This is a genomic window from Kribbella sp. NPDC055071, assembly GCF_053608045.1.
Genome location: NZ_JBSGUS010000008.1, coordinates 60,075 through 72,374, shown reverse-complemented (window position 1 = coordinate 72,374; position 12,300 = coordinate 60,075). Strand labels below are relative to the sequence as shown.

Annotated in this window: 15 protein-coding genes and 3 tRNA genes; 5 read left to right on the top strand and 13 right to left on the bottom strand. The window is 66.3% G+C overall.

The annotated features are described in order from the left end of the window. Positions 1-83: 83 nt before the first annotated feature. Positions 84-710 carry a tyrosine-protein phosphatase gene (locus ACWF4Z_RS15385; protein WP_452243668.1) on the top strand — a complete coding sequence of 209 codons (627 nt, stop codon included), beginning with the start codon at positions 84-86 and terminating at the stop codon, positions 708-710. Here the strand turns inward: ACWF4Z_RS15385 and ACWF4Z_RS15380 are convergent. Continuing rightward, on the bottom strand, positions 707-1,204 hold the full coding sequence (locus tag ACWF4Z_RS15380; protein WP_452243667.1) for a DinB family protein: 498 nt from the start codon (positions 1,202-1,204) through the stop codon (positions 707-709). The genes ACWF4Z_RS15385 and ACWF4Z_RS15380 overlap by 4 nt on opposite strands. Before the next feature lie 28 nt (positions 1,205-1,232). Between ACWF4Z_RS15380 and ACWF4Z_RS15375 the strand changes: the two genes are divergently transcribed. Next, positions 1,233-1,718: an HAD domain-containing protein gene (locus ACWF4Z_RS15375; protein WP_452243666.1), complete on the top strand. Its 486-nt coding sequence runs from the start codon at positions 1,233-1,235 to the stop codon at positions 1,716-1,718. 238 nt (positions 1,719-1,956) lie between these two features. Here ACWF4Z_RS15375 and ACWF4Z_RS15370 read toward each other — a convergent pair whose 3' ends face one another. The 9 genes from ACWF4Z_RS15370 to ACWF4Z_RS15330 all read right to left on the bottom strand — a co-directional run bounded on the left by ACWF4Z_RS15370 (position 1,957) and on the right by ACWF4Z_RS15330 (position 7,426). Further along, positions 1,957-2,937, bottom strand: a complete 981-nt coding sequence (locus ACWF4Z_RS15370; protein WP_452243665.1) for a VOC family protein — start codon at positions 2,935-2,937, stop codon at positions 1,957-1,959. Positions 2,938-3,006: 69 nt separating this feature from the next. Beyond that, positions 3,007-3,549 (bottom strand): hypothetical protein, encoded by a 543-nt coding sequence (locus tag ACWF4Z_RS15365; RefSeq protein WP_452243664.1) that lies wholly within the window; start codon positions 3,547-3,549, stop codon positions 3,007-3,009. Between the two features lie 232 nt (positions 3,550-3,781). Next, entirely contained in the window at positions 3,782-4,264 is a 483-nt protein-coding gene (locus tag ACWF4Z_RS15360) for an SAM-dependent methyltransferase (protein WP_452243663.1), read from the bottom strand. A 67-nt stretch (positions 4,265-4,331) separates the two neighbouring features. Further along, on the bottom strand, positions 4,332-4,622 hold the full coding sequence (locus ACWF4Z_RS15355) for a DUF6247 family protein (protein WP_452243662.1): 291 nt from the start codon (positions 4,620-4,622) through the stop codon (positions 4,332-4,334). Positions 4,623-4,819: 197 nt separating this feature from the next. Beyond that, positions 4,820-5,836, bottom strand: coding sequence for a hypothetical protein (locus tag ACWF4Z_RS15350; protein WP_452243661.1), 1,017 nt, complete (start codon positions 5,834-5,836; stop codon positions 4,820-4,822). Between the two features lie 206 nt (positions 5,837-6,042). After that, positions 6,043-6,774, bottom strand: a complete 732-nt coding sequence (locus ACWF4Z_RS15345; protein WP_452243660.1) for a hypothetical protein — start codon at positions 6,772-6,774, stop codon at positions 6,043-6,045. A gap of 323 nt (positions 6,775-7,097) precedes the next feature. Further along, positions 7,098-7,170 (bottom strand) — tRNA-Phe (locus ACWF4Z_RS15340). Positions 7,171-7,217: 47 nt separating this feature from the next. Further along, positions 7,218-7,294 (bottom strand) — tRNA-Asp (locus ACWF4Z_RS15335). A 59-nt stretch (positions 7,295-7,353) separates the two neighbouring features. Beyond that, a tRNA-Glu gene (locus ACWF4Z_RS15330) sits at positions 7,354-7,426 on the bottom strand. Between the two features lie 86 nt (positions 7,427-7,512). Between ACWF4Z_RS15330 and ACWF4Z_RS15325 the strand changes: the two genes are divergently transcribed. Then, positions 7,513-7,860: a metallopeptidase family protein gene (locus ACWF4Z_RS15325; protein WP_452243869.1), complete on the top strand. Its 348-nt coding sequence runs from the start codon at positions 7,513-7,515 to the stop codon at positions 7,858-7,860. Between the two features lie 24 nt (positions 7,861-7,884). On the opposite strand, the gene ACWF4Z_RS15320 is transcribed toward ACWF4Z_RS15325, so the two are convergent. Both ACWF4Z_RS15320 and ACWF4Z_RS15315 read right to left on the bottom strand, forming a co-directional pair. Further along, positions 7,885-8,613 carry a polyprenol monophosphomannose synthase gene (locus ACWF4Z_RS15320; RefSeq protein ID WP_452243659.1) on the bottom strand — a complete coding sequence of 243 codons (729 nt, stop codon included), beginning with the start codon at positions 8,611-8,613 and terminating at the stop codon, positions 7,885-7,887. A gap of 89 nt (positions 8,614-8,702) precedes the next feature. After that, positions 8,703-9,053, bottom strand: a complete 351-nt coding sequence (locus ACWF4Z_RS15315; protein ID WP_452243658.1) for an STAS domain-containing protein — start codon at positions 9,051-9,053, stop codon at positions 8,703-8,705. A gap of 241 nt (positions 9,054-9,294) precedes the next feature. Here ACWF4Z_RS15315 and ACWF4Z_RS15310 point away from each other — a divergent pair, with 241 nt between their 5' ends. Then, on the top strand, positions 9,295-10,038 hold the full coding sequence (locus ACWF4Z_RS15310) for an SDR family oxidoreductase (protein WP_452243657.1): 744 nt from the start codon (positions 9,295-9,297) through the stop codon (positions 10,036-10,038). Continuing rightward, a complete protein-coding gene (locus tag ACWF4Z_RS15305) occupies positions 9,990-10,763 on the top strand; it encodes a DNA alkylation repair protein (protein ID WP_452243868.1) in 774 nt (257 codons plus the stop codon). Before ACWF4Z_RS15310 ends, ACWF4Z_RS15305 begins: the two co-directional genes overlap by 49 nt. Here the strand turns inward: ACWF4Z_RS15305 and ACWF4Z_RS15300 are convergent, their stop codons facing one another. Then, positions 10,764-12,242: an MFS transporter gene (locus tag ACWF4Z_RS15300; RefSeq protein ID WP_452243656.1), complete on the bottom strand. Its 1,479-nt coding sequence runs from the start codon at positions 12,240-12,242 to the stop codon at positions 10,764-10,766. Positions 12,243-12,300 lie beyond the last annotated feature (58 nt).

The following is a 12,300-nucleotide window of genomic DNA, read 5'->3' as shown; positions in this document are numbered from 1 at the left end:
CCACTCCGCCTGCTCTGCAGCGACAGCGCAGGCGGAGTGGCCCTTCGAGCCTGTTGTGAGTCTCCCGCCCGTAACGTGATCGCATGACTCCACTGACCTGGCCGAACTGCAGCAACGTGCGAGACCTCGGTGGAATGCGGACGGCATCCGGCCGGCCGATGCGGTCGGGGGCCCTCATCCGCAGCGACAACCTCGACCAGCTCGACGACACCGGCCTGGCGGCAGTCCAAGCCCACGGCATCAGCCGCTTCATCGACCTCCGCAGCGCCTGGGAGTGCGCAGCCTTCCCGTCGCCGTTCTCGACCGACCATCGGTGGCTCAACATCCCACTGACAGACCCCGACGACCCAGACGACCCCGATCTCTTCAAGCAGTACCGCATCCTGCTCGACGAACGGTCGCAACGATTCGCGGCGGCAGTTGGCGCGATCGCGGATGCTCCTGCCGGGCCTGTCGTCGTCAACTGTCACGCGGGTAAGGATCGGACCGGTCTGCTGATTGCGCTGGTGCTGGACCTTCTCGGCGTACCGGTCGAGGACATCACCGCGGACTACGCGGCCACCGTCTACGAACCAGCGCCTGACCCCGAGACCGTTCGGGGGATCCTCATGCACATACATAGGCGGTACGGCGGTTCCGCGGCGTACGTCCTGCAGTTTGGTGCGACTCCGGCACAGCTCACCGCACTGAGGGTCCGCTGTATGGGTTAGCGGGGCCAATCGCCGGTGGTGCCGTCGAGTTGTTCTCGGAGGATGTCGGCGTGGCCGGCGTGGCGGCTGGTTTCGGCGAGTACGTGGACCAGGACGTTGAAGAGCATCACGTTCGGGCGCGGCCACCAAGGGACGTGAGCGGGAGCGTCGATCGGGAGGGCTGCGATGGTCGCGTCCGAGTGTTCCCAGACGCGGCGGTAGCGGTCGATGAGCTCGGCCCGCGTCTCATCCGCAGTCGCTGACATATCCGAACCGCGAGCCTCCAGGTCGTCCCACCGAGGCAGGTCCTCGGGAAACGGCCGCCCGAAGATCTCCCCGAAGTACCTCGACTCCGTGAGCGTCAGATGCTTCACCAGGCCCAGCAGGTTGGTCCCACTCGAGGTCAGCGGCCGTCGTACGTCGTACTCCGCAAGCCCCTCGAGCTTCCACAGCATCACCTGCCGGATGTCGCGCAGATCCCCGTGCAGATACGCCTTGGCAAAATCGTCAATCACCGCAGCAGCCTTCCACTATCGTGCAGTCGTGTCGCGCCCGCTGCTCTTCCTCGATGTCGACGGAACGCTCCTTCCCTTTCGCTCGCAGTTGGAGCCGACGGCTTCCGCACCCGAAGGCGACCCACTGCTGCAGAGCATCAACCCTGACCATGGACGCTTGCTAGCGGCATTAGGTTGTGACCTGATCTGGGCCACGGCCTGGATGACCGAGGCGAACGACGACATCTCGCCGATCCTGGGGTTTCCCCAGTTGCCAGTGGTGATCTGGCCCGAGCGTTCCTCCCAGGACGATCAGGACGAGCAAGCCGGACTCCACTGGAAGACCCGCGCCCTCGTCACTTGGGCCGCCGGCCGCCCTTTCATCTGGGTCGACGACGAAACGACCGACGCCGACCGCGCTTGGGTCCAAACCCACCACCCGGCCCAAGCCCTCGTCCACACCGTCGCCCCCGAGGTCGGTCTGACCCCGGCCGACTTCACCACTCTCCGAGAGTGGCTGACCACCGTGTCGTAGACCCGAGTGCCACCATTCACGCGTACGACGCCAACGGCGGCGTCGTCTACGCCACTCCCAAAACCGTCCGGAACAGCAGGCCCAGTTCGACGCCTGTTACACCAACCCCGAAGGCACAAAGATCGTCCGCTCGCCGGCCAACGGAAAGTCGAAACCCCCGTCCTTCCGTACGTCGGGCCTCATGAGCTCATGCAGTCGGACGCGGTACAACTGTTCCTTTGAACACCGTTGCGCTAGCTCACTCACCCTTGTAGCAAAGGCAAAACGGATGGCCGGCAGGGTCGGCGTACACGGGACAGCTGCCGCCCTGCGGCGGTAGCAGCGTTCCTCCGAGCGCCAGGGCGAGGCGTTCTTTCTCAGCCCGGTCGTCGAAACCGACGTCGAAGTGCATCTGCGGTGGGTATTCAGGGTCGGGCCAGCGTGGTGGTCGGTAGTCGGGAACGCGCTGCAACGCAAGCATCGGCGTCCGCTCGCCGTCCCGCGCGATCACGATCCGGTCGGCCGAGTCTTCGACCGTACGCGGCATATCCAGTACGGCGCCCCAGAACCGTGCCAGCGGTGATGGATCCGCGCAGTCGATCACCACGCGGGCAAGCGTGCCGACGCGGTCCGTGGGTTTGGCCGGCCCGGGGTAGAGACAGAAGGGATGCCCCACCGGGTCGGCGTACACGCGCCAGCCCGGGAAGTCCTCCAGCTTCGTGGCGCCATGCTCCAGCACCGCGTACTCCGCGGGCTCCAGTTCAGCAACCTGCACATCGAGGTGGATCTGGGTCGGATTTGCCGGATCACCCCAGCGCGGAGGTCGCATTCGACCCTCGCCCACCCCGATCCGCCCACGGGTGAGCATCGTGTAAAACGCGCGTACCTCGTCCTCACGCTCCTCGGGGCAACCCACAACGACCGAGAATCGTCCATCCTGCTCGTCGGCGTCGACCGAAGTCCCGACGACCTTGCCGGCCGCGTCGAGCACCACGCTCACAAACGCCTCACCGCGGCTACCGGTCAAGACAACGCGGACCATGTGCTCATTGACCTGCCGAGCACTGCTCACCGTTCGCTCCGACCCCGCGAACTCCGCTACGTCTGGCTGCCAGGACCCGACGATCCACGGCCCCGGATCCCACCCAACCAGACCGCACACCGCCTTGGCCCCCGCCACATCGGCCCGCTCCAACGCCCCAACCCAACGGCACGCGACGTCGACCAGATCCTCCGGCATCCCCGTAGTCTCACGTGCGCGGCCAAACCCATCAAGACTCGAGGGCCACTGGACCTGCAGTTGATGTGTCTAGCTGGTACCCATAGTCCGCCGTGCCGTGCGCAGCACCCCAACGACGGCGCCGATGAGCCACAGCGCGACAGCCACCGACGCCATCCCCCCACTCCAGAAGCCGGACAGGGACAACACCGCGACCGCATAGGACACCCAGATCGCCCACGTCGGCAGGGCACCCGCCCGCTGGGCGATCCGCGTCGTGACGGCGACCACCACACCGCAGCCGATCAGCCCGGTCAGCGCGAGGACCTGCCCCGCCATGCCCAACGCGCGAACGGTGTCCGGGTCGGCAGTGAACTCGTCCGACCATGCCGCAAACGCGTTCGCCACATCGAGCGAGACCCCGGTGATCATCAGCCCACCGAACATCGCTGCAGCAGGCACGATCGTGTGCCCAAGCGGGTCACCACCAGACAGCCGGTCCAACACAAGCCGCAGACCAGTAGCGAACCAGAGCAGCAGCGCAACCCCACCCGCAAGCACAGGCAACGCAAACCCAGCCGCAACCTGCCGCCCATCATCATTGAGCCTCGCAAGGATCGCGGCGTCCGACATACCCGCATCGTCGACCCCCACCAAATACCCCAGCCCCACCCCCACAACAAACAACCCAACCGAAGCCGCCCCCGCCCACCCCGCCCGCCGAAGACCTCGCGACTCGTCCACCCCGCCTCCCCCTGCCACCGCCCGGCCCAAGCACCAGAACCCGCCCTGAGCCCGACGTAACCCCAATCCGAGTGTGCACACGCGCCGCCCCCAGCAGCAATGACCCGCAACCGCCGATCGGTTAGCTGTTGGGCGCGTAGTAGTTGGTGAGCATTTCGGTGGGCCAGGTCGGTTGGTGGACGGATCCGCGGGGGCCGAAATCGGCGAACCAGGGCTTGATGTCGAGGACAGGGGTCCCGTCGACGGCGTCAAGGTCTTCGACATGTAGATCCAGCCGGTCGACCTTCACCAGCCGGCATCGCGAAACTCCGAGCCAGTTACGGCGGCGCATGTTGCGGTGCCCGAAGGTGCCTACCTCTGGCCAGTCGGGGTTGTCGCGAGGCCGGCGTGCGCCCAGCGGGAGATCGGTCCGGTCCGTCAGGTGAAAAGAGAACACCACCTCAAGGTGCGAGAACTCCTCGAGCCCCTGCGTCGCGTCAGCATCGAACAGTCCGCCGTCAATCCGGATGATCGCCTGAGTCCCGCCCCAGTAGTCGTCCGTAGGCTCGATCCGACCACCAACGACATGCGCAACAGGCTGAAGAGTGATCGGCTGGTCGGTCATCGTTCCCCTTATTAATAAGGCGCCGCCAGCGATCGACCGCGGCGAGTATCGGGCTACCCGCTGTAGCTTACGGCCGATCGAACCAGCCCGGTATCGCCTGCTCGGCCGGCACGAACTCCTCAGCTCGACCCTCGCGGGTCGCTTGCAGGGCATCATCGAAGCCCGGATCCGAGTACGCAACCACCCGCAGCCGCCAGAGATGCAGCACATCTCGCAGCTGCTGAAAGCGCCACACCTCGTGGGCAGCATCCAGGCCACCGCGGTGCTCGCTGAGGAACTGCTCATGCCACTTGCCCGGCAACATACGGAGGATCTCGCTCGGGTCCTCCGGCGAGCCCTGCATCGGCTCAGCGGTCATAGCACCAGATTATTCTGAGCAGACCCTTCGCAGATCAAGCTATCCACACCCCCGTGAGCCGACCATTCTCTGCCCCGCGACCGGATCAGCGAAGCTCCCGTTCGTCGCGACCACAGTCGCCTTGCGAGAGACGGCCGGCGCCGGCCGTCGATACGCGCGATGAGCGCGTACCGACGACGAGCGGCGTCATGCGAGCGTCACGTAGCGGTTGATGCCAGCCAGCGTTTCCAGCTTGCGACTGTCGCGCGCATGCTCGGATCGGCGAGGACGTCCAGAAGGAAGCGTGCTCGCAGGCGGACGATCGGGTCGGGCGAGTCTAGGCACTGGGCGACCGGATTGCGCAGGTCGGGCCCGTCCAGCCGGCGCGCCAGCAGCACAAACCCGCGGTCCTCGCAGCGGTGCTCGCGGCGGACCGCGGCCACGACCAGCTCGACCAGCGCCGCCCGCGAGTCTCGGGGTACCTCGATACTGGCAAGGCCCCGTAGGACGTCCTTCTTGAGACCCCATGGCGAACTCGGCGAGCACCAGTCCTGCGGGTAGGCGACCTCCCACTGTAAGAAGAGCACGGCGAACGGCACGAGACGGCGCAGGGCGGTGGGATCCCGGCGGCCGAAAGGCAGGCTCTCGGTGATGAATTCCGACAGGATGCCGGAGAAGCCACGGTCTCGGGCTTCCCGCATGGCGGCCTCGGCCTGGTCGCTCGCCGCCCCCAGGGCCGGTGAATCCGAGAAGTCGAAACTGCCGCCGTTTGCCCAGTACGCCGCGTTGCAGCGATCCAGGGCATCCCGCCAGTCACTGGCGTCCGCCTCGCGGCGGCGAAGGGCCGCAGCGCGTACCGCCGGGTCGGGATCGACCAGGCCAAACAGCCAACCGTGGTCGTAATCGTCGCGGCTCTCCACGGCGAGCAGCATCGCACACGCCACGTCCCCAGCGACCCCGACCGATCGTGCCGCGATCCGCACACGGCAACGTGATCCGCACCCCATCGCCAACCACTGAGACGTCTGGCCCATGCGGTGTTGCCCGGCGTCGTAGTACATCCATCCGACGATTTCGCACAGCTCGGCCACGGCGGAGAAGAGATTCGAGCGGGAGTGTGCCTCGACTTCCCTTTGCAGCATGGGCAGAGCGACGTCGTGGAGATACCTCCTGGCAGTGGTCCCGCACTCGGGCGCCGCCTGCGCGTCGTTCGATGGTGTCGAGGCGGAGATCATGGTTCGGACCTGATCGACGCTGGCGCTTGTGACGCGGCCGCCGTCCGAGGTTGCGAAGGCTTGCCCAACAGGCACTAAAAACCCGTCCCACGAAGGGACGGGTGGATGTGTTCACGACTCTAGCTGGTCGGATTGTGACTAGCAAGTTGTGACAGGAGTTGTCGGAACCTTTCTGTCGGAGGCTGCCACCAGTGGCGGCTCCGCCGTTACCAGCCGGCTGGGCGGCTGTGGGAGCCGACTTGGGGTGGGAGTTGCGAGTTGGCAAAGTCTGCGGGATCTAGCTGGTGCCACCAGTGGTTTCCTACTCCGTCCGTAGGCCGTCCTTTGAGGTCCCCTGCCAGGTATCCCCGCTGAGGGTTGATCAGCCCTACTGGGATGAGGCCGCGTGCCTTCTGGATCGGAAGCTTCAGGTCGCTGTCGTTCGACACCACAACGGCCGCGTCAACAGCGCCCGTGAGCGCATCGATGAGCAGGTGCGAGGCGACGTTGACATCTGAACCCTTCTCCTCGGTGTTCAACACGCTGACCAGGAACTGAGCGTCATGCACGGGCTTCGACGATGAGTCCAGCACCATGACCGGCCAACTAGAGGTCACCAGGACTGGCCTACCGCGGTCGTCCTTCGTGGCGAGCGGTGCGACCTTGGTTCTCGCTACATATCTGCCGTACTCGATGTGGTCGACGCAGCTGCTGGTAGACAGCGCCCTGAGATAGGTCTCTTGGTCGGCGTGGCCGGACGCGTTCGTTCGAACGTCGATCCGAGCCGTGCAGTAGACGATTCGATCGATCGATGCCGTCGGCCACCTCGGCTTTCGAGCGAGTACGCCGTCCACCATCTTGCGGATGTCCAGCCATCGCCAACCAGGCTGACTCCGTCCGCACAGATCGCGGCCTCCGTAGTACAGGTTGTATCCGTCTACATACACACCGACACGCATGCTCCGAAATTAGTGCACTTTGCGCGGTTCGAGTAATCAGCCTTCGAACCAGCTGTGGATAGGACATGCGGTGATGGTCGTACGACGTGCTCGGTCTGCCTGATCTGATCAGTATCGCGCCGGCGGATGTGGCCCGCCCCGGACGTGGTCGCTCGCGCGCGGCAGCGCGCAGGCCGCGGGCGGTAGCCCGCAAGGAAGGTCGGGTGGGCGGGAGCGCGCGGAGCGGGCGCTGTGAGGAGCGGAGCGACGAATGGCGGCTGCGTAGCACGCGGGGAAGAAGTCCTCATGAAAAAACCCTCACCGGTTAAGGAGAGGGTGGAGTGTGGTCAGGGGCGGTCTCGAACCGCCGACCTTCCGCTTTTCAGGCGGACGCTCTACCAGCTGAGCTACCTGACCCGGGGAGAAAGTTCGGCGGCGGTGTGTTTTACACCGCCGCCTTCTCCTGGCGACCCAGACGGGACTCGAACCCGCGACCTCCGCCGTGACAGGGCGGCACGCTAACCAACTGCGCTACTGGGCCAGATGACTCGACGATCTTACAGCATCCTCGAGGTGGTTCTGACACCGGTCTTTCGACCGTATCCCCAACGGGATTCGAACCCGCGTTACCGCCTTGAAAGGGCAGCGTCCTAGGCCACTAGACGATGGGGACTCGGACCGCGGGAGCCGAAGCTCCAGGGACAGCCGTAAGCATAGAGGAGACCGTGCCAGCTTCCAAAACGAGATACTGGGGGTGTGATGGAGATGAGCCGGGCGAACTTCGAGGCGCTGGTTTCGCAGGCGTTGGACGAGATACCCGAGGAGCTCGGGCTGCTGATCGAGAACGTGGCGGTGTTCGTCGAGGACGATCCACCGCCGGGCGATCCGGAGCTGCTCGGGATCTACGAAGGCATCCCGTTGACCGAGCGCGGGCACGACTACGGCGGCGTCCTGCCGGACCGGATCACGATCTACCGGAACCCGACACTGGCGATCTGCGACACCTTCGGCGACGTCCTCGATGAGGTGAACATCACCGTGGTGCACGAGATCGCGCACCACTTCGGCATCGACGACGCCCGGCTGCACGAGCTCGGCTACGGATGACAGAACGTCGTACGACGGGATCGGTCAGGACCGTGAGAACAGCAGCTTCCACGGCATCAGGGCCGACTCGAGTTGCACCTTCAACGTCATCTTCGACGCGCCGACCGTGCGCTCCTCGAAGCGGATCGGGACCTCGGCGATCTTCAGGCCGCGCTTCACCGTGCGGTAGTTCATCTCGACCTGGAACGAGTACCCGTTGCTCTCGATGGTGCCTACGTTGATCCAGCGCAGCGTGTCGGCCTTCCAGGCCTTGAACCCGGCTGTGGCGTCCTTCACGTGCAGTCGCAGGATCGCGTTCACGTAGAAGTTGGCCCAGGCAGAGAGCGCGCGCCGGTGCCAGCCCCACTCGGCTGCGGCCTCGCCGCCCTCGACGTACCGGGATCCGATCACGACGCCGGCGTCCGTCGTCCGCAGCGTCTCGACCATGGTCGGGATCACGGACGCCGGGTGGGACAGGTCGGCGTCCATCTGGATGACGATGTCGGCGCCCTCGTCCAGGGCGCGGGTGATTCCGGCGATGTAGGCGCGGCCGAGGCCGTCCTTCGCGGTGCGGTGCAGTACGCCGACGTGCTCCGGCGACTCCTTGGCCAGTGTGTCGGCGACGTCACCGGTCCCGTCCGGGGAGTTGTCGTCGACGACGAGCATCTCCAGGCCGGGCAGGTTCAGGTCGGACAGGAGCCCGGCCAGCACGGGCAGGTTCTCCCGCTCGTTGTAGGTCGGTACGACGACCACGATCTTGGTCAGCTCACCCATGACTTTCCTTTGTCGGAGACACCGCAAACTACCGTATCCACGAGTGAGCCTTCGTTACAGCCGGGTAAGAGCGCCAACCAGGGGTGTCGTTAGAGCTGGGTAAGGGCCTCTGGGACGGTGGCGAAGATGCGGAACTGGCCGCCCAGGCCGGTGACGGCGAGTGGGCGGTCGACCGGGCGGCCGACGCCGACCAGGGCGAGGGTGATGTTCTGCTCGCCGGCCAGGTTCCGGGCCTCGACGAGGTTGCCGAGACCTGCCGAACTGCAGAACGTGACGGCGGAGACGTCGATCAGAACCAGCCGGGCCGGTGGGGCGACGGCCGCGCGGATCGACTCGGAGGCGAAGTCGGTGGTCGCGATATCGATTTCACCGGACAGCCTGACCAGCAGTACTCCCGGTTCCAGTTCCTCGGTCACAGCGTCGAAAGTCGTTCTGATCATCTCGCCGTCCCGCGGCTCTGGGTGGCTTGTCACGCCGGTATCTCCCCCGGGTAGCGCCACGAACGCCGGTAGGTCCTGGCGGATGGAACTGCCCTGGTCTCACCGTATGCCCCAACGAGCGAGCCTCACAACGGGTGTGCCGCTGATGACCCCGGAGCGTGACCTGACCCCGTGGACGTCGCTGTAAGCGCTGCCACTCAATCAAGCACATGACGGACCCACCCGGTGATAGACAAGGGCAATGGGTGTACTCGAAGGAAAGGCTGCCCTCGTCACGGGCGGATCGCGGGGGATGGGCGCCGCGATCGTACGGCGGTTGGCCGCCGACGGAGCCGTGGTCACCTTCAGCTACGTCGCCAACGAGGCCAAGGCCGCGGATGTGGTCGCCGAAGTGAAAGCAGCCGGCGGTACGGCGTTCGCCGTACAGGCGGATCAGGCCGACTTGAGCGCGACCGAGGAACTGTTCGAGCGTGCGCTCGAGCCGACCGGCTCACTCGACATCGTCGTGTGCAGCGCGGCCCAGGTGATGCTGAAGCCGATCGCCGACGTCACCGAGGAGGAGTACGACCACATCTTCGCGATCAACGCGAAAGGCCCGTACTTCGCCATCAAGGCCGCCGGCCGCGTCCTGTCCGACGGCGGCCGGATCGTGGCGATCTCGAGCCTCAACACCGCCCTGCCCTTCGCGGGCAACTCGCTGTACACCGCGAGCAAGGGAGCGCTGGAGCAGATCGTGAAGATCGCCGCGCGCGAGTACGGTCCCCGCGGCATCACCGTCAATACGGTCTCGTCCGGTGCGACCGACACGGACATGTTCCGCGACTCCAACCCGCCCGAGGTCCAGCAGACGCTGGTGGCGATGACCGCGCTCGGCCGGGTCGGCCAGCCGGCCGAGGTCGCGGACGTGGTCGCGTTCCTGGCCGGCCCGGACGGCCGCTGGATGACTGGCCAGAACCTCCGCGCGACCGGCGGTCTGGTCCTCTGAACACGCAGGACCTGCTGGCAGAGGTTGACGCCGTCGCCGACCCGGCGACGGCGGAGGTGCTGTCGCGCTACTTCCAGCTGCAGCCTGGAGGGTACGGCCACGGCGACCAGATGATCGGCGTGAAGCTGTCGACGATCCGTGGCATCCTCAAGCCGTACCTGCGCGCCGACCTCCCGTTGCCCGAGCTCGAGCAAGCCCTCGCCGGCCCGGTCCACGAGCACCGGCTGACGATCCTCTGCCTGCTGGCCGATCGAGCCTCCCGCGCTCTCCAGCCGCGTACGGCGAACCCCGCCGAAGTCACCGCGATCCACGAGCTCTATCTACGCAGTACGGCGTACGTCAACAACTGGGACCTGGTCGACTGCAGCGCACCACAGATCGTCGGCGGCTACGTACGAGACAAACCCCGGGACATTCTTTACGAATTGGTGCACTCGGCAACGTTGTGGGAACGCCGGATCGCCTTGGTGGCAACGCAATTCCTGATCGGAGTAGGCCAGACCGCGGACACCTACGCGCTCGCGGTCGAAGTGCTCGACGATCGCGAAGACCTTATTCACAAGGCGTCCGGCTGGATGTTGCGGGAAGCCGGTAAGCGCGTCTCGGAGCCGGAGCTACGAGCGTTCCTCGATCAGTACGCGCCGCGGATGCCGCGCACCATGCTCCGCTACGCCATCGAGCGACTGGCCCCCGACGTACGCAAGCGCTACCTCACGGCTCGATAATCAACGAGCCGGCGTGTGACTGTCCGCATACGGCGGGGCCTCGAGCGCGCAATGGGTGTGGTGATGGACCCGGAGCACCGGCTGCCTGGTCCGATCGCCCAGGGTCACCCACGCGATCACCGCGCCCGCCACGGCCAGCCCCGCCGAGATCCACAACGCCTTCCCGAAGCCTGTCTGGAACGCGTCCATGTCGCGATAGGTGTCGCCCGTGATCCCCGCTGCCACCGGGATCGCGGCGACCGCCATCAGCTGCGCCGACCGGGCGACCGCGTTGTTCACGCCGGATGCGATCCCGGCGTGGTGGTCCTCGACCGACGACAGCACGGTCGCGGTCAGCGGTGCGACCGTCGAGACGAGACCCAGTCCGAGTACGACGACGGCCGGCAGGACTGTGGTCCAGTAACTGGCGCCCGGCGCGATCCGCAGCATCAGCAGGAACCCGCCGGCCATCAGCAGCGGCCCGACGGTCATCGGGATCCGGGCGCCGATCCGGTCGGACAGGCCACCGGCGTATCCGGACAGACCGAGCATGAGCGCGGTCATTGGTAGCAGGGACGCACCGGCCCAGAGAGCGGAGTACCCGAGCACGGTCTGCAGGTAGACGACAACCAGGAACGTCGCGGTCCCGAGAGCGCCGTACACAACCACTGTCACCAGGTTGGCGCCGGTGAAGCGGATGTTCTTGAAGATGCCGGGTGGCAGCATCGGGTGCGAGCTGCGGCGTTCCAACTCGACGAAGCCGGCCAGCGCGATCACGCCGATGGCGAGACTGACCAGGATGCGTGGGCTGCCGAATCCGCCATCGCCTGCGCCGATCAGACCGAAGGTGAGACCAGCCAGGCCGATCGTGGCCAGGATCGCGCCGTTGATGTCGAGCTTGCCGGTCGCCGTCTCGTCACGGGTCTCCGGCACGTGCCGGAGCGTGACCAGCACGGTCGCGATCGCGAGCGGCGCGTTCAGGACGAAGATCCATCGCCACGAGCCGCTGTCGACCAGGCCGCCGCCGACGAACGGGCCGACCGCCGCGGCCACCGACGTCAGGCCCGACCAGGTCCCGACCGCCTTGCCGCGGTCGGACTGCCGGAAAGAGGTCTGCAGGATGGCCAGGCTGCCCGGTGTGAGCAGCGCGCCGCCGAGTCCTTGCAGCACGCGTCCCGCGATCATCACCTCGAGGTTTGGCGCCACCGCACACACGATGGACGCGGCCGCGAACCAGACCACGCCGATGACGAACGTCCGCCGCCGTCCGAACCGGTCCCCGAGCGAACCGCTGAGCAGGATCAGCGAGGCGAGCGTCAGCATGTAGCCGTTGACGATCCATTGCAGCGCGGCGATGTCCGCGCCGAACTCCTCGCCCATCGCCGGCAGCGCCACATTGACCACGGTGCCGTCCAGGAACGCCATCCCCGACCCCAGCGCGGTAGCCGCCAGCACCCATCGGCCCCGGCTGGTCCCCAACGCGATCCGCTCGTCGCTCATGCGCACAGCGTAAATGCACAGCCGGACATCGGACGCGCGCCCGACGAAGGTCAAACGG